Here is an 18680-nt window from a genome sequence, read left to right as displayed (position 1 = left end):
CATGCGCCCCGCCGGGTATCGCTCAGTTCGGCACGGCTTCGATCGTGACGATGTCGCGATACTCGCCCGCGGCAAGCGCGCCGGGATCGCCGGCGATCGTCACCCGGATGCCGTAGCTTTCGCCTTCCATCGTCCGCGGCGGATCGGCGGCGACCGAAGCCGTCGCGCCGTCCAGCCGCACTTCCTCGCCCATGATCCGCAACAGATAGGGCAACCGGTCGTCGCCCCCGACACGCCGCAGATTACCGCCGTTTTCGCTGCGGATATGCAGCGTCACCGGACGCGTCGCGCGCAGCTGGAGGAAGGCGGTGCGGCTTTCCCCCTGTTCGAGTTCGCCGAAATCGAGCCCCGCAAAGCCGAAGTCGCCGCCACCGAACGCACCGGCACTGCCGGCGAGATTGATCTGTGCGCGGGCCGGAACGATCGCTGTGATCATCGTCGATTGCGTCGCGACATCGTTCGCGCCGCTTCCGCCCAGCGCGACGAGGCGCAGATGCACCAGCTGGCGATAGGCACCCGCCGCGAACATTTGCCCGCCGGGTATTTCGAGCCGCAGCGGCAACAGCGTCTCCTCGCCGGGCGGGAGACGGACCAGCAGCGCGCTTTCGGCATCATTGCGATATTCGGCGCCCGCCGGATCGAGAATGCGATAGCGCAACCGCCCGCCATCGGGCCCGTCCAGCTCCCAGTCGGTCGCGGGCAGGTCGCTGACCAGCGACAGGCCCCACAGACAGTCGGCATGCCCCGACGCGCGCGCGATCACGGAAAGCTGCTGAACGCCCTTGTCGCCTTCGAACGGATCATAATGGATCGCCGCGTCGCTCGAAACCGAGATGATCCGCGCGTCGCATTGCGCCCGCGCCACCGGGCACAGGCCTACCAGTGCCGCGATACCGGCAAATGCGACCCAGCGGACGCCGCTTGGCAAGCTGGCGATGGTCATGGCTGCTCTCCCGTAGCAGGCGCCTGCGCCGCACCCGTCTGGTCCTGCGGCGGCGGCGCGGAAATGCCTTCGAACCGTATTTCGCCCAGACGCATGTTCGCGCCGGCCCGTTCGGGCAGCGCGATTTCGGCGCGGCCGCTGCCCTGCGGGCCAAGCAGCAGCACATAGCGGCCCGGCGCCAGCCCGGAGGCGACGAACCGGCCCGCGCGATTGGTGAAGAACAGGATCGGCTCCGCATCCGGCCGGTCGACGGGCAACAGCTTGCCGCCGAGCAGCGGCAGCGGCGCGCCACCGGCATCGACGGCGGTGCCGATAATGACGCGCGAGGCATTCGAACCGACCGTCACCAGATAGCCGCTCGCCGGGCCCGGCCGGGTCCAGTACATACCTGGGCCGAGATCATAGCCGGGGGGGATTTCGGGCACTTCGACACGCAACTGCGTGGGCAGATAGGCGCTGCCCACCGATACCAGCGCCGGGCCGGTCGCTGCGCTGCGCCCTTGCGGCCTTTCGCGCACCGGCCCCTGCCACACGTTGATCGCGGCACCGTCGAGCGTGCGATGCCCGCGCACGATGGCGAAACGCTCGCCGACGGGGCGGCCCCAGGCCGGCTGTCCGCCCGCGATCGCGATCTGCGTCGACAGGGTGTAGTCGGAAACCTGCCCGGTGATCCGCCCGTCGGCCGTACCGACCGCATTGTGGCTGACTCGCGCGAGGAAGCGATTGGCGGCATAGCTGACATCGCCGCGCAAATCGGTTTCGCTGTCGCTGCGCGACACGCCGACGCGATAGCCCAGCCCGCCCAGTTCGTCGCGCCGATAGCTGGAAAGCTCCACCGTCGCGCTGTTGGCGCGCGTGTCATAGCTGCCGCGCAGGTTGCGACGGCGCCCGAGCGGCAGCGACAGCGTCAGCAGGCCGCGCGTTTCGGGGCGCGCATCGGATCGTTCGAGCCGTTCGAGCGATCCGGTAACGTTCAGCCGACCGAAGCTGCGGCTGAGGTTGACGGCATAGCGCGTCTGATCGGGCTCGGCGTCGCGCCCGGCATAATAGGACGCGGCAAGGCCGAGGCTGAAGCGCGCCGGCAGCGCCGCCGACACGCGGCCCGACAGGCGATAGTCGATCGCGTTATAGGGCGTGGCGAGCGTCAGCGCAGTGAAGCTGCGGCTGGTCTTCTGCGCCTCCAGATTGACGCGCACCCGCTGCAGCGGGCCGAGGTCGCCGAACGCGCCTTCATAGCTGGCAAGCAGTGCGACGCCGTCCCCCGCCGCATCGTGATCGCTGTACGAAGCGAGCAGCCCGATCGTACCGACCGGAGTCGCCAGTGACAGCTCGGTGCCGGCATTCCATTGATCGTCCGAAAGCTGAAGATTGGCGCCGACGGTCAGGTTGGTGGTCAGGCCGTAGCGCGCATAGCCGCTGAACGCCGGCGCGCCGCCATAGCGATCGCCGCCCCCGCGATTCTGAAGCACGCCGGCATCGACGCCGAATTCGAGGATGCCGCGATCGAGCAGCCGCGCCGAATAATATTGCGAAAAGGTCGCGATCAGCCGTCGTCCGGCATCGTCGACGGCATAGAGCTCGACCTGATTGAGGCCGTTGAAGAAGGGAAAGTCCCGCAGGCTGTACTGGCCCGGCGAAAGCTGGAGCGTCCGCAGGGTCGATCCGTTGACTACGACGTCGACCGTGCTTTGCCGGTCGAGGACGAAGCTGAACTGGCCCGAGGGGCGAATGCTGCGCAACGGCTGGATTTCGCCATAGCGCCGCTCGACCGATAGCCCGCCCATCAGCGGCGAGGTCTGGAAGCCCGCTGTCCCCGGCGCGATATCGCCGAGCGCATAGCGGATCGCGCGCGCTTCATCATCGTGGAACAGCTGGAAATTGCCGCGATCGAATCCGCCGCCGCGCCCGCCGTCATATTCGAGCTGACCAAACAGGCTCACCCCGTCCGCGCCGCCCAGATTGGCCGCGATGTCGCTCGACAGGCTGACCGGCTCGAATCCCGTCGTCCGGGTCTGCGAGGACCAGATATATTGCTGAAAGACCGTAACCGTCGCGCTGGCGGAAAAACCGCTTTCGGGGATATAGCTCCGGTGCCGCCCGGAGCCGATCGCCGCCGCCGACAATGTCTGCACGCCCTGCCGCTCCGCCGCGATCGCGAAATCAAGCTCGAGCCGCTCCGCATCGTAACTGGCATCAATGCCGATATCGCCAAGCCGCGCGATCGGCACCATGCCCGCGTCATCGGCCAGCGCGCGCGCCGCGTCGGCGGTCGCCGGTGCGATGCGATCACCGAACAGCGCGATCATGCGCTCGACATCGACTCGAACGGATCCGCCGGTGGTCACTTCGGAAGTGATGTCGCCCTTGTAGCTCTTGTCGAACAGGAAAGGCAGCGTGACTCGGAAAACGCGTTCGGCGGGCGCCAGGGCATCCTGCGCCTGCACTGCCGGCGGCGCCATAACGGCGATCGCCGCCGCCGTTGCGCAGCCTGTCAGAAGGCCGCCGCCATATCGCCTGTGCTGTGCCAAGGGGTGCGGGCCGGTTTTCGCGTCAGCGGTCGCTGTCGCGGATGACAATGGTACCCGCGGCCACTCCCTCCGGCACGCCGAGTTCGGCGGGCAGCAGGACGACACGTTCGAGATCGGGCAGCAGCCAGGCGGTTCCCAGCGCCTCGCGCCAGGCCTCGATGGGCACCTCATAGCTGATTCCCGGGCCGGTCAGCGTCACCTTTGCGGTCGCCAGATTGGCATATTTGGTTCCCGCGTTGCGCAACCCCAGGCGGACCGATCCGTCCGCCTCGCGCGTGACGCTTTCGAGCCGCACGTCCGCGGAGGCACCGGCCGGAACGACATTGGCGAGCGTCGAGAAGTTGAACAGGAACTGGACCCCGGTCTGCGCTTCGGTGGGCAGCTGCACCGGCACCTGCTTCACCGTCACCGTATAGGTTTCCGACCGCGTGAGGCCCGGTTCGCCGATATACTGGACGCGAACCGCCTGAGTGGCATCGGGCTGGATCACCGCCTGGGGCGGAAAGATTAGGAAATCCTCTTCGGCCGGCGTCCGTTTCTCGGCGCCCATGATATCGAAGCTGCGCTTTTCGGGTACGATTTCGACCGTGATCGGCTTGTCGCCGTCATTCTCGATCCGCAACACCTTGGTCGCGCCCGGCCCGAACGGATCGAGGTCGTAGATCATCGGCGAGACGCGATAGGCCAGCGCCGGTGCGGCGAGCCCCAGCGTGGCGATCACCGCGATGCGAACCAGTTGCTTGCGCGTGAAGAATTGCATCGCTCGGCCCTCAATTCTGTTCGAGTTCAATGATGAAGATGTCGGGAATAACCTGCGCCTCCGGGTCGGGCGGCGCCTGATAACGTATGATCATCACCGCCGATTGCGGCTCGCGCGTCGCACCGCTTACGGCGTGCAATCCCCCCTGCCACGCCTCGCCATCGGCAGTGAAACCGGGTGCGATCGAACTGCCGCCGCCATCGACGAGGGAAGCCGGCCATTCGACCTGGTAGCGCAGCCGCGCGAAACCGTCGGGCGCATCGGCGTCGGGCACCAGGAACGCGCCGAGCCCGCTCGACCCGTGAATGGTGAAGGCCGAATTGCACGCGATCTCCAGCGGCACGACGGCGAGATTGCCGCCGGTCGTGCTGTCGCTGAGCACTTCGCCCACTTCGATGCGGCATTCGCTGTCATATTCGCCGCCGATTTCGATCGGACCCGTCGTCTGCGAAAGCTGCGCCGCCGCCGGAGCAGTCATGACCAGCATCAGCCAGCCGCCGAACACCCCGCGCCACGTGGCCGAGCACCTCATGACTCGGGCAGGATCGTGATCGAGACCCTGTCCGTATAGCGATCGGCGACCAGCGATTCGCGCCGATCATCGATCCGCACGCGCACCATCCCCGTCATGTCGCGCGCCGGGGTTTCGGGGCGCAGCGAAACCCGCAACGGCACCGAAAGCTGCTGCTCGGTCACTTCGCTGCCCGAAATCCCCGACAGGCTGACGAAATAATCGAGCGGCATATTGTCGCGCGGCGCGCGCAGGGCACCGCTGTTCAGCGAGCGCAGTTCGATCGTGGCCCCGTCGCCGGCGAAATTGCACGATATCGTCACTTCCACGGTATCCTGCGCATTGACGCGATCCTCGAGCCGCAACTGGTTGCATCGGTCGCTGCCGCCGCAATCATAGGAAATGGCACAGGTTTGCGTGAGCGCGCCGACGATGCGGACGCTGTCCTGCTGGGCATGGGCGACGCCCGGTGCCAGCAGGAACAGCAACAGATACGGCCGACCGCGACCGAAAGGAGTCACAACACGCCTCTTCAGGGATTGATCGAAACGTAGATGATGTCGGAATAAGTACCGGCGACGGTCGCCGGGGTGGCGATGGTGATCTGCGCGTCGGCGGTATGCGCCGTGTTCGATGCGGTGACCGCGAGCGGCACGTAGGAGGCGCCTTCCTGATCCTTGCCGAGTTTGCCGAGCGACACCCCGTCAAAGGCGAAGCTGTAGGGCTGCGCCTGTTCGGTCTGGCCGTTTTCCTCCGAAGCCGGCGAAACGATCTGGCCGCCGTTGAGCGACCAGACGCGCATCGTCGGCGCGCCGACGAAATTGCAGACCACCGACGCGGTGCCGATCGATTGCGGCGCGGCCGAAGCCGGGTCGATCGCAGCGGCTTCGGGCGTCTTGATCGTGCATTCCTCGGCAAGCGTGCCGCGGATCGCGACGCTGGCATCCTGCGCCTGTGCGGGCAAAGCAAAGCAGCACGGCGCAAGCGCCGCCGCCACATAAGCGATTCTCTTCATGATATCCTCCAACGGGATGCGAGAGCGGGGTTCCGATCGGGCGCGGCGCATGGGTTGGGGTCCGCGCCCGACCGGATTTACGGCGCGATCGAGATCGCGACAGTGTCGGAATAGTTGCCGGCCGGAAGGCCAACGGCCTTGAACGACACGAATACCGGCACTGGCACGGGCACGATGCTGGTGACGTTTCCGAACGTCTGCGGGCCCGCGAGCGGACCGCCTTCCGCGAAGTCGCTTGCGGGACCGGAAAGCGGCCCGACCGAAAGCGAATAGGCGAACGCCGGGACGGGCTCTTCCGACGTATCCGGCATGAGGCCGCCGTTGAGCGACGTGACGCTGATCTGGGCGGCGCCATCGAAGTTGCAGACGAAGCCCAGCGCCAGATCACCGGACGTCTGATCATTGGAAAGCTGGATCGTCGGATTCACTCCGCGGTCGAAAAAGCAGGCTTCGTCCACCTGGGCGGACACAGAGACCTCGACCGACTGCGCATGGGCGGGCATTGCGGCGAAAAGCGCGGCCCCCGCCGCGGCCGTTGCGAAACAGATTTTCTTCATTGCCATTCCTATCCTGAATCGGTTCGCCGACGACTTCGGTGTCACGGCGAAACGGTGATGATGATCTCGTCGAAATATTCGCCGGCGGCCGCAGCCATCGGTTCCCCGTCGGACTGCACGGTCAGCCGTGCCCGGCCGATCGTTCCCGCTCCCCCCGCAGGCACGTCGACCTGCATCGGCCGGCCTTTCGCCGTCTGCGCGGCGTTCGCCACCCGATCGGCGCCCTGCGCGGTCCAGCGCAGCGAATAGCCGATCGTTCGTTCCCCCTCCCGGTCCTGCATCGCCCCCCGCGCGCTCTGGATGGCGATCGTTACGGGCGCCGCATCGGCAAGATTGCACGTGAACGCCAGATCGATGCTGGCGCTGTTATCCGCGCCGATGCGCAGTTCGATATCGTCCTCGAGAAAGGCGCAGCGCGGCGATATGGTGCCGCTCAGCAGCAGCTTCACATTATCGCCGGCTGTTTCCGGGTCTGCGGCATGGGCAGCGGCGGCGGGAGTCAGGGCGAGGATGAGCGCCAGCGCCGCCCATGTCCCCATCCGCCAAAGTCCCGGCCCGCCGGCACTGCCCATGCTCGCTCCCCCCAACGATGGTGTCCGGCGCTGTCCGACAGCGGCCGCCCCCTCGAATCGTTAGCCCCCCGCTAACCATGTGCTTGAGAATAGAGCGGGATGTCGCCGCACGAACTGGACGACCGGACAGGTCGGACTGGACGAATGTACAGGTCGCCCCCGGTCGACTGTTCCGAAAACGGTCAGTCGTCAGAAATCCTGTTCGTCGATCAGTTTCTCGCGCACCGCATGGGCGGCGGCCTCTGCGCGATTGGAAACGCCCAGCTTCGTCAGGATTTCGCTGACATGATAGCGCGCGGTGGGAACCGAGATCGAAAGGTAGTCGGCGATCTCGGCATTGGTGAAGCCCTTGGTGAGCAACGCGAGCACGCGGCGCTGGCGCGGCGGCAGCGCACCCTCGCCCCCCCGTGCCTCGCCGCCACTCGCCACCGCCCGCGAAGCATCCTCGCGAAACAGGTTTTCCCCGGCATGGACGCGCAGGATCGCATCGCGCAGTTCGTTCGCCGATACGCTTTTGGGAAGAAAGCCGCTCACCCCCGCGTCGCGCATCGACGCCACCGTTCTGGGGTCATCGAAGCTGCTCAGCGCGATAATGCGGATATCGGGATTGTGGCGGATGATGATCTGCGACGTCGCCGCGCCGCCCATCCCCGCCATGCGAACGTCCATCAGGATCACATGCGGCGCTTCGCGGCGACACAGGAAAAGCGCTTCCTCCCCGTCCTCGGCCTCGCCGACGACCGTGATCCCGTCGAGATGGCCCAGCACTTCGCGCAGCCCGGCGCGGACGACCATGTGATCGTCCACCACCAGCACGCGGATCGCGGTGTCATTCGGCGCCATCGGCTTCCCAGTGCAATTCGATCTCCGATCCCTCGCCGGCGCGGCTGCGGACTTCCAGCCGCGCCCCCAGCCTGCGCGCACGGTCGCGCATGATCTGTAACCCGAAACGCTCGCCACCCTTTCCACCTGGATCAAATCCGACACCGTCGTCGCGAACGCGCAGGGCGGCGTGCCACTCGTCGGCTTCGAACCGGATATCGACATGGCTGGCGCGGGCATGTTTCACGATGTTGTTCAGACTTTCCTGTACCGTGCGATAGAACATGGTTTGCACCGCCACGGGAAGCACCGTCATGTTATCCGCCCCGGAAAAATCGATTGCCAGCCCCTCTTCGGCGCCCACCCGGGCCGCGAGTTCGGCGATCAGCCCGGCAACGGGGTGCTCTGCCAGGTTGCTGCTGCGCAGTTCGTTGAGCAGCATCCGCATTTCCTCGATCGCGTGACGATTGAGCCGGCCGATCCGGGCGAGCGTCGCTTCGCCCGCCTGCGGATCGCTGCGCACCTGATCGGGCAGGATATCGGCAAGCATCGCGGCGGAGAACAGGGTCTGGCTGACGCTGTCGTGCAAGTCGCCGGAAAGCCGGTCGCGTTCCTCGAGCTGGGCATTGCGCGCGGCAAGCCGGGAGAGCTGCTCGCTGCGCTCGGCAACGCGCTGTTCCAGCGTCTGCACCAGATCGTGCTGCGCTTCCGCCATCGCATTGAATGAGGACGACAGGAAGCCGATCTCGTCCCGGAAATGCACGGGCACGCTGGTTTCGAGCGCACCGCCGCGAAACCGCTGCACCCCCTTCAGCAGATCGGCGAGCGGCGCCACCAGATTGAACCGCAGGAACGCCGGCAGCAACACCACGACCAGGAACGCGGCAAGCACCGTGAACACTGCGATCGGCGCGTAGAAACGGTCGACATATTCCAGGAAGTCGCGCTGATAATCCTGAATCAGCCCGGTTCCCGGCGGCCCCTCCACACCGGCGCCGATCGATCCCAGCGACAGGCGTGCGTCTGCACCGACGACACCCGGCATGATCCCGATCTCCCAGGGGACCTGATTGGAATAGATTTCCCGCGGCAGATGATGCGGCATTTCCAGATAATGGATTTCGATCGCGCCATCGGCGAACAGCCACATCTGGGCGCTGTACCGGCCGCTCCCCTCGATCCTGGCGGGCACGTTGCGCCAGCTCAGCAGGATGCGATCCGGCTCGGAGCGGACCGCGAAGCCGACATCGATCCAGTCGAGCCGCGTCCCGCCCTCCATCATCGCGGCCATCAGCACGAATATCTGCGGCTGATAGCCTCGCGTCGCCAGCGACCTTCGCCATGACGGCTGCACGTCAAACCCGATGATCCCGTCAATCGAAGGATAATATTCGCGATATTCCTTGCCGTAAAAGGGGAAGGCGAAGGGAAGCGGGAGCGCGGTGCCGTCCGCTCCGACCCACTCCCCATATTCCGCTTCCGGGGCGAAGGGTATCGCCATCACCCGATATCCGCCCTCCGCCGTCGGCTCGAAGCGATAGGCGTCGCCCGCGCGGACCATGTCGGGATCGCGATAGGAATCGTTGATGACCGGCGAGACCAGCCAGGAAAGCCCCACCACCAGCACCAGCAGCATCGTCACCGAGATGCCCGACAGCTTGACCATGAACGAACTGCGCTCGGGCATGGTGTTGAGATAGGTCAGCGCCATGCCCGCGATCTGGCCGAGGAACAGCCAGCAGTTGATCAGTTCGGCGATGCTGTCGGCCAGGAGCGCGTAACTGCGCAGCGTCAGCGTGAGACACTGGGCCATCATCATCAGCCCGATCCCCAGAAACCCGCGCGCCGCGGCGGCGTGCACCGTCCCGCGGGCGGACAGGCGCTGGCGGACTAGCACGACCAGCAACCAGCAAAGCGCCGCCAGCAAAAACAGGTCGAGATGGCTGGAACGATATTGGACATCGCCTTGCGCGGCGGCGAGCGCGCGCGCGAACGCAACGGCGGTTTCCACCAGCACATAGCCCCACAGCAGCGCGGTGGCGACGGCGCGCTCCACGGGACCGCCGATCGCCACCGGGAAACGATAGGCGAACTGCGCCAGCGCGAAGATGGCGATGGCCAGCCAGGGGCTGATCCAGGGAAGCGAATGATACTGATATTCGGCCACCATCCCGGCGCGGATCCACGAAAACAGCGTGGCCACGAACAGCGCCATCATCGTGATCAGCAGGAACGCCATCGACACCGAAGGCTGGCCGCGCCGGATATCGGCCACCATCCGCCGCCCCAGATAGGCGAGCACCAGGACAAGCAGGATCAGCTCGGCCAGAAAGCCGATGGCATAGGCGTTCCACAGATACAGCTGGTCGAAGCCACCGTCGGGGAGCCGCGCGACCGCGGCGTCCGCTCCGGTCATCGTCGGGCCCGGAAAAGCAACCGCTGCAACACCTCCCGCCCCCCAAACCCCGATTGCCCTTGCAAAGGGTTAGCGTCAGGCAACCATCTCACCAAGCCCCTTGCGGCGGCGCGTGTATCGTCGTGGCGCTACGCGACTCTCCCGATGGCAAAGACGGTGCGGGGTTCCTAGCTGAAAGGCATGAGCGATTCGGAAATCATCGTCTGTCCGCATTGCGCCACGGCCAATCGGGTGCCGAGAACGCGGCTCCGCGAAAAGCCGACCTGCGGGAAATGCGGTGCGGCGCTGTTTCAGGGCGCGCCGGTGACGCTCGACACGGCCGGATTCGACAGGATGATGCGGCTCGGAACGCTGCCGCTGCTCGTCGATTTCTGGGCGGAATGGTGCGGGCCCTGCCGAGTGATGGCGCCGCAGTTCCAGGCCGCGGCGGCTGCGCTGGAACCGCAGGTCCGCCTCGCCAAGGTCGATATCGAGCGCGAGCAGGAACTGGCGGCGCGCTATCGCATCCAGTCGATCCCCACCGTCGCGCTGTTTCGCGCTGGCAGGGAAATCGCACGCAAATCGGGCGCGCTCGACCGCGCGACGCTGGTGCAATGGACGCAGGCGACGCTCCGCTGACGCGCCTTTCGCGCTCCGACGGCGCCAGCCGGGCATAGCGGCGCGCGACAGGGGGGGCGTAACCATGCGAAGAACCGCGATCGCGCCAATTCGCACCCGGTCGGCGATCGCCGGCCTTGCTGCGCCGCAACGTGAATGCCGATTGCGACCCGCCTTCCGAAGCGGCACCCGGCAAGCGCGGCGTCCATCGCGCGGGGAGGCGAGACCGGATTTGTGGCGCGGCCGTTACAAAATGGGGTTGCGATTGTGCGCCTGCGAAGGAATAGTGCGTGCCATGATGAATCGCGCGCCGCTTCGGGTCGATCGACTCGGCTTTCCTCCGCCGGCCTCCGGCAGCTGATGGCGGCGGCGTTGCGACTTACCTTGTTGCGGCGTTATCCGACCCCCGCGCATATCGTATTCGCTGCATGGACGCAGCCGCACCTGCTTTCGCGCTGGTGGGCGGGGCGCGACGGCATGGTCGCCCTCGCCCAGATCGATCCGCGGATCGGCGGCAGCTTCATCATCGATTCCAAGCGCGCAAAGGACGGCGCGGCCGAGGAATGGGGCGTCTTCAACGCCGTCGAGGATCAAGAACTGCTCGAATTCAGCTGGTGCGCGCGCACGGCCGATATGCACCGCGTGACAGTGCAGTTCCTGGCGCTGGAAGACGCGCTGACCGAAGTCAGTCTGGTGCATTTCGGCTTTGCCGACGAAGCGGCATGCGCCGCGCAACAGGCGCGCTGGGAAATCGCGCTCGATGCGCTCGGCGAATTTCTCGCCAATATCGCGACCGACGGCTGACCGGCCGCCATTCGATCAGACGGTGAAGCTTTCCCCGCAGCCGCATGCGCCGGTGGCATTGGGATTGTCGAACACGAAACCGGCAGTGAAATCGTCTTCCACCCAGTCCATCGTCGATCCGATCAGATAGAGGATCGACCCGGCGTCGACAAAGAAAACGCCGCCGGGCGTTTCGATCCGTTCGTCGATCGGATTGGCTTCGGTGACATAGTCGACCGAATAGGCGAGCCCCGAACAGCCGCGGCGCGGAGTCGACAGCTTGACGCCGATGGCACCTTCCGGCGCCTGCGACATCAGCTTCGCGACACGCGCCTCGGCGGCCGGCGTCAGCGTGATCGCGGCGGGGCGGGCGCGGGTTTTGGTATCGGTCATCATTTCATCCTTCCTCCCCTCCCGCACGGGCGAGAGGGAAGCTGCTTACAACATGCCCAGTTCGAGCTTTGCCTCGTCGCTCATCTTGCCCGGATCCCAGGGCGGGTCCCAGACGAGATTGACTTCGGCATGGCCGACGCCGGGAACCGAGCCGACGCGCAGCTCGACTTCGCCGGGCATCGATTCGGCCACCGGACAATGCGGCGTCGTCAGTGTCATGGTGACGGCGGCATGGCCGTCATCGGTAACCTCGACGCCGTAGATCAGCCCCAGGTCATAGATATTCACCGGAATTTCCGGGTCGTAGATTTCCTTGAGCGCGGCGACGATCGCTTCGTAGGTTTCGCCGCCGGGTTCGCCGTTGCTTTCGCCTTCGGGCTTTTGCGACAAGAACCCTTCGAGATAGTCGCGCTTGCGCTCGAAGGTATCGCGTGGATTTTCCTCGACCGCGTCCTGCACGCGCGCGCGCTGCGGCGGCGCCACGGCGTCGACTTGCTCGGTCACGATCTTGCGGTCTTCACTCATGCCATTCACCCGAATATCCGCGTCACGCGTTCGACGCCGGCGACCAGCGCGGCGACATCGCGTGCATTGTTATAGGCCCCGAAACTCGCCCGCGCGGTGGCGGGCACGCCCAGCGCATCCATCATCGGCTGGGCGCAATGATGGCCGGCGCGGATCGCGACCTGGCCTTCATCCAATATGGTGGCGACATCGTGCGGATGCACCCCCTCAACCGCGAAGCTGACGATTCCGGCGGAATCCGCCGGACCGAACAGCCGCACGCTGTTGATCGCCGACAGCTTCTCACGCGCCTGCGCCACCAATGCGGCTTCGTGCGCATGGATGCGATCGAGGCCGATGCCATCGACATAGTCGATCGCGGCATGAAGCCCCAGCGCGCCGACGATATGCGGCGTCCCCGCTTCGAACCGGCCGGGCGCGGGCGCATAGGTCGTCTTTTCGAAAGTCACGCGATCGATCATCGATCCGCCGCCCTGCCAGGGCGGCATCGCATCGAGGATTTCCTTTCGCGCCCACAGCGCGCCGATGCCGGTGGGGCCGTAAAGCTTGTGCCCCGAAAAGGCGTAGAAATCGCAGCCGATCTCCTGAACATCGACGGCGATGCGCGGCACGGCCTGACACCCGTCGAGCAGCAGCTTCGCGCCGACGCCATGCGCCAGTTCGGTGGCGCGTTTCGCATCGAGCACGGCGCCGGTGACGTTGGAGATATGGGCAAGCGCGACCAGCTTGTGCCGATCGGTCAGCATCGCCGCCATCGCGTCGAGATCGATTGCCTGATCGTCGGTCATCGGCACGACGTCGATCGCCAGCCCGATCCGTTCCGCCAGCATCTGCCACGGCACGATATTGGCGTGATGCTCGAGCGCGCTCAGCAGGATGCGGTCACCCGCCTTGAGCTGCGAAACGCCCCAGCTGTCGGCGACCAGATTGATCGCCTCGGTCGCGCCGCGCACGAAGACGATTTCGTCGGCGCTTTCGGCCCCCAGAAACTTCGCCGTCCGCGCCCGCGCCGCTTCATAGGCGAGCGTCATATCCGCCGAGCGCTGATAGACGCCGCGATGGACCGTCGCATAGGTTTCGCCATAGCCGCGCGCGATCGCATCGATCACCGCCTGCGGCTTCTGCGCCGTCGCGGCGGTATCGAGATAGGCCCAGCCCTCGGGAATCGCCGGAAAATCGGCAAGCAAGTCGAGCGCGCGGGTGTCGGTGGTGGCTGTATCCGTGGTCACGCGCCTTCTCCCCAAGCTCCATCGTCACCCTGAACTTGTTTCAGGGTCCACTCCTCCACTTGCGCGGACTTCGCTTGTTGCACGGTGGATGCTGAAACGAGTTCAGCATGACGAAGGGGGCTGCTGCCGGCCATCACAACGCCTCCTCCAGCCATATGCCGGCGTCTTCCAGAAACGCCTCGCGCACCGCGTCCTCGCCGATCCGGTCGATCGCGTCGGCGACGAACGCGCGCGTCAGCAGCCCGCGCGCCTGCGCTTCGGGCAGGCCCCGGCTTTCGAGATAGAACAGCGCGTGCCGATCGAGTTCGCCGACCGTCGCGCCATGCGCGCACTTCACATCGTCGGCGAAGATTTCGAGTTCGGGCTTGAGGTTCACTGTCGCCGCGCGATTGAGCAACAGCCCGCGCAGCGATTGCTCGCCGTCGGTCCGTTGCGCGTCGCGTGCGACTTCGGCGCGGGCGGCCAGGCTTGCAGTCGAGGTGTCGGCGGCAACCGCCCGCCAGATCTGGCGGCTCGTCCCTTCGGGTTCGGCGTGGCGCGCGACAACGGCCGCTTCCTGCCGCTGCTCGCCGCGTGTCAGCAGCGCGCCGCCCATTTCGCCATAAGCGCCCGGCCCGGCCAGCGAGAGCGCGCCGTCGATGCGGCTGCCCATATGCCCCGCGCCGAGGAACACCGAAACCAGGCTCGCGGCTTCGGCGATATCGGCTTCGTCGCGGATCGAGACGAAGCCTTCCTTCTGCAGCAGCCGCACCGAGCGCATCAGCCGCGCGCCGCGCTTGAGGCCGATCTGGCACAGCCGATTGGCCCAGCCGCGCCCGGCGAAGGTTTCGACCACGCTCGCCGTCGCATCCTCGCCGAGCAGGATGCGCGCGGGGACGTGGTTTTCGCCGCCGGTCGACAAGTGAACGATCTGGATGTCGGTCCGCGCGCCGCCGCTATCGAGCGTCAGCGTCCAGCCTTCGCCGGTGGCGAGCCCGCCGAGCGCATGATCGCTCGCCGCTTCGAAGCCGCCCACCGTTACCGGCCCCGGCCGGCTGTGCGCGGGTTCGAACATGCCGTCGACGAACAGCAGGCGCGGCCCTTCGATGTCGAGGAACAGCGATGCGGGGTCGATGCCCGGATCGCCAGCAGGCGTGTTGGCGGCGGCATGGAGCGCATCCATGTCCGACCAGCGCCACGCCTCCTGCTTGCGGCTCGGAAGGTCCAGCGTCGTACTCACGCCGCCATTTCCCCATAGCCTTCGCGTTCGAGTTCCTGCGCCAGTTCCGGCCCGCCCGAACGGACGATCCTGCCGTCGGCCAGGACATGCACCTTGTCCGGCTTCACATAGTCGAGCAGCCGCTGATAGTGCGTGATCAGCAGCACCGATTTGTCCGGCGCGCGCATGATCCGGTTGATGCCGTCGCCCACCGCGCGCAGCGCATCGATGTCGAGGCCGCTGTCGGTTTCGTCTAGGATCGCGAATTTGGGCGCGAGGATGCCCATCTGCACCATTTCGTTGCGCTTCTTCTCGCCGCCCGAAAAGCCGACATTGACCGGGCGCTTGAGCATGTCCTGATTCATCCCCAGCGCATCGGCCTGTGCCCGCGCGAGCTTGAGGAATTCCGCGCCCGAAAGCGCTTCCTCGCCACGCGCACGGCGCTGGCTGTTGAGCGCTTCGCGCAGGAACTGGACGTTGGAGATGCCGGGAATTTCGACCGGATACTGGAAACCCAGGAACAGCCCCGCGGCGGCGCGCTCATAGGGCGCCAGGTCGAGCAGATCCTGCCCGTCGAAGGTCACCGAGCCTTGCGTCACTTCATAGCCGCTACGCCCGCCGAGCACATAGCCGAGCGTCGACTTGCCCGCGCCGTTCGGCCCCATGATCGCATGGACCTCGCCCGTCGCGACTTCGAGGCTCAGCCCCTTCAGGATTTCCTTGCCGTCGATTTCGGCGTGGAGATTTTCAATCTTCAGCATGTCTTACCTTGTTTCTTCGTCCGGTGATCCCGGGTGCATATCGTGCAGGTCCTCGATGTCGCTCAGCGCCTTTTCGATGACTCTCTCGCGCTCGGCCCGGTTGCGCATGCCGCTTCTCCGCAAGCGCGCATCGGCATCGCGAGCGGCCTTTTCGCGGACCGACGTGCAGTCCGCGCCTTCTTCATATTGCGGCTTGCGCTGTCGACCATCGGAATAGGAGGCAGCGCCCCGGGAATCCTCAAGGCAGCTCATGTACGGAAAAACGACCGGCGCGATTTCGTCGGGAATGGCAATCGAACGGGTGGTGGTGACGGTTCCGATGCGCACAGGGCCCGGCTCAACTTCGCTGGTGGCCTGCGCCTCTGACGCCTCCTGCGCAACCGCCGCGGGAGCACCGGCAAGGCCGACACCCATCAGCAGCGCCCCGGCTACGCAACGCCAACCAGGTCCGTTCAATCGCATGAATCGCGCGTTCCTCACCAATCGTCTCCCTGCTCCTGATCGGGATTGCCCAGCGTGATGCTGGCGCCGACGCCGCGCGTCGGATCGGTCGGCGGCGGCGGCAGCTTGCCGAGGCGGTTGGGGTCGTCTCCGTTCGCGCGCCGCTGGTTCGGGCCGGCGCCTTCATTTTCCGGTTCGGGCGCGTCGAGTTCGATCGGCAGCGGAGCCAGCCGACCGATCGCTCCGTTCCGCGGCCGCGATTCCATCAGGATCGGCGCCCCGCCCTGCAGCCTCGCCACCGGCGCTTCGCGGCACTGCGTCTCGCCATTTTCGTCGATCACGCAGTCGCGGAAATTGTCGCACGCCTCGGCATCGACCGTGTCGACGCCGCTGGTCGAGAAGAGCCGGCAATTATAGAGCCGCCCGTCCGCGCCGCGATCGAAGACGAGCGCGGGCATCCCGGCGCGCGTCTGCACGACGATTTCCTCGTACATCTCCTCGTCGTCCACCGGCGCGGCCGCAGCATCCTGCGGCGGCACGTCCTGAACGGCGATAAGGAGGAGAGAGAGGAACGTGGCGATCACCCCACGCTTCCTTCCAGGCTGATGCCGAGCAGCTTCTGCGCCTCGACCGCGAATTCCATCGGCAATTGCTGCAGCACTTCCTTGGCGAAGCCGTTGACGATCAGCGCCACCGCCGCTTCCTCATCGAGCCCGCGCTGCAGCGCGTAGAAAAGCTGGTCATCCGAAATCTTCGACGTCGTCGCTTCATGCTCGATCTGCGCCGAGGGATTCTTCACTTCGATATAGGGCACGGTGTGCGCGCCGCATTGATCGCCGAGCAGCAGGCTGTCGCACTGGGTGAAGTTGCGGACATTCTCCGCACCCGCCTGCACCAGCACGCGGCCGCGATAGGTGTTGTCCGAACGCCCCGCCGAAATCCCCTTGGAGATGATCGTCGAGCGCGTGTTCTTGCCCAGATGCAGCATCTTGGTGCCGGTATCGGCCTGTTGCCGCCCGTTGGTGACCGCGACCGAATAGAATTCGCCGACCGAGCCATCGCCCGAAAGGATGCAGCTGGGATATTTCCAGGTGATCGCGCTGCCGGTTTCGACCTGGGTCCAGCTCACCTTGCTGTTCTTGCCCTGGCACAGCGCGCGCTTGGTGACGAAGTTGTAGATGCCGCCCTTGCCGTTCTCGTCACCCGGATACCAGTTCTGCACGGTCGAATATTTGATCTCGGCATCGTCGAGCGCGACCAGTTCCACCACTGCGGCGTGAAGCTGGTTCTCGTCGCGCATCGGCGCGGTGCAGCCTTCGAGATAGGAGACATAGCTCCCCTTGTCGGCGACGATCAGCGTGCGTTCGAACTGGCCGGTATTTTCCGCGTTGATGCGGAAATAGGTGGAAAGCTCCATCGGGCAACGCACCCCTTCGGGGATGTAGACGAAGGTGCCGTCGGAAAAGACCGCTGCGTTGAGGCATGAATAAAAATTGTCGCGCTGAGGCACGACCTTGCCAAGATATTTACGAACAAGCCCGGGATGCTTCTTGATCGCCTCGCTGATCGACAGGAAGATGACGCCGGCTTCCTCCAGCTCCTTGCGGAAAGTGGTCGCCACCGAAACGCTGTCGAACACCGCGTCGACCGCGACCTTGCGCGCGCCCTCGACGCCCGCGAGCACTTTCTGCTCCTCGATCGGAATGCCGAGCTTTTCATAGGTGCGCCGGATTTCGGGATCGAGCTCGTCGAGCGAGGCGATCGTCTCCTTCTCCTTCGGCTCGGCGTAATAATAGGCGTCCTGATAATCGATCGGCGGAATGTCGAGCTTCGCCCATTCGGGCAAAGTCATTTCCAGCCAGGCGCGATAGGCCTTGAGCCGCCAGTCGAGCATCCATTCGGGCTCGCCCTTCTTGGCCGAGATGAATCGGACCGTGTCCTCGCTCAGCCCCTTGGGCGCGAAACTCTGTTCGACGTCCGAGGAGAAGCCCCACTCATATTTCTTGTTCGCGGCGGCGAGCGCCTCTGCGTTCTTGGTGGCCATCAGCCTGAAATCCTATTGCTTCCGTTCGTTTCGAGCAGCTTCGAGCTTGTCGAGAAGCGTCCGTCGAGAAAGGCTTCGTCTGTCGCGTTTGCCGCACCGTCTTCTCGACTTCGAGTCTCGGCTTCGCTCGACACTGCGCTCGAAGCCAACGGTGGGGTACTGAGATCCGCCAGCGTCACAGCCACCAGCGCATCACGCACGACATTGTTCACGACATTCCAGTGCGGCCGGACATGGCAGTTCGCCTCCACCGCGCAACCGGGCTTGGCGCTGTCGACGCACGCGGTAAGCGCGATCGGCCCCTCGATCGCCTCGACGATGTCGGCGAGCGTGATCGCCTTGGGCGGGCGCGACAGGCGAAAGCCGCCTCCGGTGCCGCGCGAACTTTCGATCAACCCCGCCGAGGACATCTTGCTCACCAGCTTCTGCACCGTCGGCAGCGGCAGCCCGGTTTCCTCTGCAAGCGACGTCGCATTGACGCGCGCCATCCCCCCGCAATGGCGGGCAGCGGCGGCCATCGTGACGACGGCGTAATCGGCTAGGCTCGAAAGGCGCATTTTCCAATCGGACTGTTTCGTTCCGATT

21 protein-coding genes are annotated in these 18680 nt (G+C 65.7%); 2 read left to right on the top strand and 19 right to left on the bottom strand.

From position 1 onward, the window contains the following. Positions 1-22: 22 nt before the first annotated feature. The 10 genes from G5C33_RS04110 to G5C33_RS04065 all read right to left on the bottom strand — a co-directional run bounded on the left by G5C33_RS04110 (position 23) and on the right by G5C33_RS04065 (position 10124). Positions 23-943 carry a hypothetical protein gene (locus G5C33_RS04110; protein WP_165326047.1) on the bottom strand — a complete coding sequence of 307 codons (921 nt, stop codon included), beginning with the start codon at positions 941-943 and terminating at the stop codon, positions 23-25. After that, entirely contained in the window at positions 940-3402 is a 2463-nt protein-coding gene (locus G5C33_RS04105) for a fimbrial biogenesis outer membrane usher protein (RefSeq protein WP_165326046.1), read from the bottom strand. Before G5C33_RS04105 ends, G5C33_RS04110 begins: the two co-directional genes overlap by 4 nt. 91 nt (positions 3403-3493) lie before the next feature. Then, positions 3494-4231 carry a fimbrial biogenesis chaperone gene (locus G5C33_RS04100; RefSeq protein WP_165326045.1) on the bottom strand — a complete coding sequence of 246 codons (738 nt, stop codon included), beginning with the start codon at positions 4229-4231 and terminating at the stop codon, positions 3494-3496. A 10-nt stretch (positions 4232-4241) separates the two neighbouring features. Continuing rightward, a complete protein-coding gene (locus G5C33_RS04095; protein ID WP_165326044.1) occupies positions 4242-4763 on the bottom strand; it encodes a hypothetical protein in 522 nt (173 codons plus the stop codon). Then, positions 4760-5263, bottom strand: coding sequence for a hypothetical protein (locus G5C33_RS04090; RefSeq protein ID WP_165326043.1), 504 nt, complete (start codon positions 5261-5263; stop codon positions 4760-4762). The genes G5C33_RS04095 and G5C33_RS04090 overlap by 4 nt, the downstream gene beginning before the upstream one ends. Before the next feature lie 11 nt (positions 5264-5274). After that, positions 5275-5757, bottom strand: a complete 483-nt coding sequence (locus G5C33_RS04085; RefSeq protein WP_165326042.1) for a hypothetical protein — start codon at positions 5755-5757, stop codon at positions 5275-5277. A 77-nt stretch (positions 5758-5834) separates the two neighbouring features. Further along, positions 5835-6320 carry a hypothetical protein gene (locus tag G5C33_RS04080; protein WP_165326041.1) on the bottom strand — a complete coding sequence of 162 codons (486 nt, stop codon included), beginning with the start codon at positions 6318-6320 and terminating at the stop codon, positions 5835-5837. Positions 6321-6355: 35 nt separating this feature from the next. Further along, positions 6356-6886: a hypothetical protein gene (locus tag G5C33_RS04075; protein ID WP_165326040.1), complete on the bottom strand. Its 531-nt coding sequence runs from the start codon at positions 6884-6886 to the stop codon at positions 6356-6358. A gap of 189 nt (positions 6887-7075) precedes the next feature. Further along, positions 7076-7729 carry a response regulator gene (locus tag G5C33_RS04070; protein WP_165326039.1) on the bottom strand — a complete coding sequence of 218 codons (654 nt, stop codon included), beginning with the start codon at positions 7727-7729 and terminating at the stop codon, positions 7076-7078. Continuing rightward, positions 7716-10124: a sensor histidine kinase gene (locus G5C33_RS04065; RefSeq protein WP_165326038.1), complete on the bottom strand. Its 2409-nt coding sequence runs from the start codon at positions 10122-10124 to the stop codon at positions 7716-7718. Before G5C33_RS04065 ends, G5C33_RS04070 begins: the two co-directional genes overlap by 14 nt. A 180-nt stretch (positions 10125-10304) precedes the next feature. Between G5C33_RS04065 and trxC the strand changes: the two genes are divergently transcribed. Together trxC and G5C33_RS04055 are read left to right on the top strand one after the other, a co-directional pair. After that, on the top strand, positions 10305-10742 hold the full coding sequence (trxC, locus tag G5C33_RS04060; protein ID WP_165326037.1) for a thioredoxin TrxC: 438 nt from the start codon (positions 10305-10307) through the stop codon (positions 10740-10742). Between the two features lie 339 nt (positions 10743-11081). After that, entirely contained in the window at positions 11082-11525 is a 444-nt protein-coding gene (locus tag G5C33_RS04055; protein ID WP_165326036.1) for an SRPBCC family protein, read from the top strand. Positions 11526-11540: 15 nt separating this feature from the next. On the opposite strand, the gene G5C33_RS04050 is transcribed toward G5C33_RS04055, so the two are convergent. From G5C33_RS04050 to G5C33_RS04010, 9 genes are all read right to left on the bottom strand, one after another. Beyond that, positions 11541-11900 carry a HesB/IscA family protein gene (locus tag G5C33_RS04050; protein WP_165326035.1) on the bottom strand — a complete coding sequence of 120 codons (360 nt, stop codon included), beginning with the start codon at positions 11898-11900 and terminating at the stop codon, positions 11541-11543. A gap of 42 nt (positions 11901-11942) precedes the next feature. Continuing rightward, positions 11943-12422: an SUF system Fe-S cluster assembly protein gene (locus G5C33_RS04045; protein WP_165326034.1), complete on the bottom strand. Its 480-nt coding sequence runs from the start codon at positions 12420-12422 to the stop codon at positions 11943-11945. A 5-nt stretch (positions 12423-12427) separates the two neighbouring features. Next, a complete protein-coding gene (locus G5C33_RS04040; RefSeq protein WP_165326033.1) occupies positions 12428-13651 on the bottom strand; it encodes a cysteine desulfurase in 1224 nt (407 codons plus the stop codon). Positions 13652-13784: 133 nt separating this feature from the next. Continuing rightward, entirely contained in the window at positions 13785-14870 is a 1086-nt protein-coding gene (locus G5C33_RS04035) for a SufB/SufD family protein (RefSeq protein WP_323126179.1), read from the bottom strand. Next, positions 14867-15610 carry a Fe-S cluster assembly ATPase SufC gene (gene sufC, locus G5C33_RS04030; protein ID WP_165326032.1) on the bottom strand — a complete coding sequence of 248 codons (744 nt, stop codon included), beginning with the start codon at positions 15608-15610 and terminating at the stop codon, positions 14867-14869. The genes G5C33_RS04035 and sufC overlap by 4 nt, the downstream gene beginning before the upstream one ends. A 3-nt stretch (positions 15611-15613) precedes the next feature. Further along, positions 15614-16072, bottom strand: coding sequence for a hypothetical protein (locus G5C33_RS04025; RefSeq protein ID WP_165326031.1), 459 nt, complete (start codon positions 16070-16072; stop codon positions 15614-15616). Positions 16073-16086: 14 nt separating this feature from the next. Beyond that, a complete protein-coding gene (locus tag G5C33_RS04020) occupies positions 16087-16635 on the bottom strand; it encodes a hypothetical protein (protein WP_165326030.1) in 549 nt (182 codons plus the stop codon). Further along, the gene (gene sufB, locus G5C33_RS04015) at positions 16632-18095 is read right to left on the bottom strand and encodes a Fe-S cluster assembly protein SufB (protein ID WP_165326029.1); all 1464 of its coding nucleotides are present in this window, start codon (positions 18093-18095) and stop codon (positions 16632-16634) included. The genes G5C33_RS04020 and sufB overlap by 4 nt, the downstream gene beginning before the upstream one ends. Continuing rightward, on the bottom strand, positions 18095-18652 hold the full coding sequence (locus G5C33_RS04010; protein WP_165326028.1) for an SUF system Fe-S cluster assembly regulator: 558 nt from the start codon (positions 18650-18652) through the stop codon (positions 18095-18097). Before G5C33_RS04010 ends, sufB begins: the two co-directional genes overlap by 1 nt. Between the last annotated feature and the right edge of the window lie 28 nt (positions 18653-18680).

Origin of the sequence: Sphingosinithalassobacter tenebrarum (assembly GCF_011057975.1) — a bacterium.
Lineage (GTDB): Bacteria > Pseudomonadota > Alphaproteobacteria > Sphingomonadales > Sphingomonadaceae > Sphingomonas > Sphingomonas tenebrarum.
This window is presented reverse-complemented; position numbering and strand designations above follow the sequence as displayed.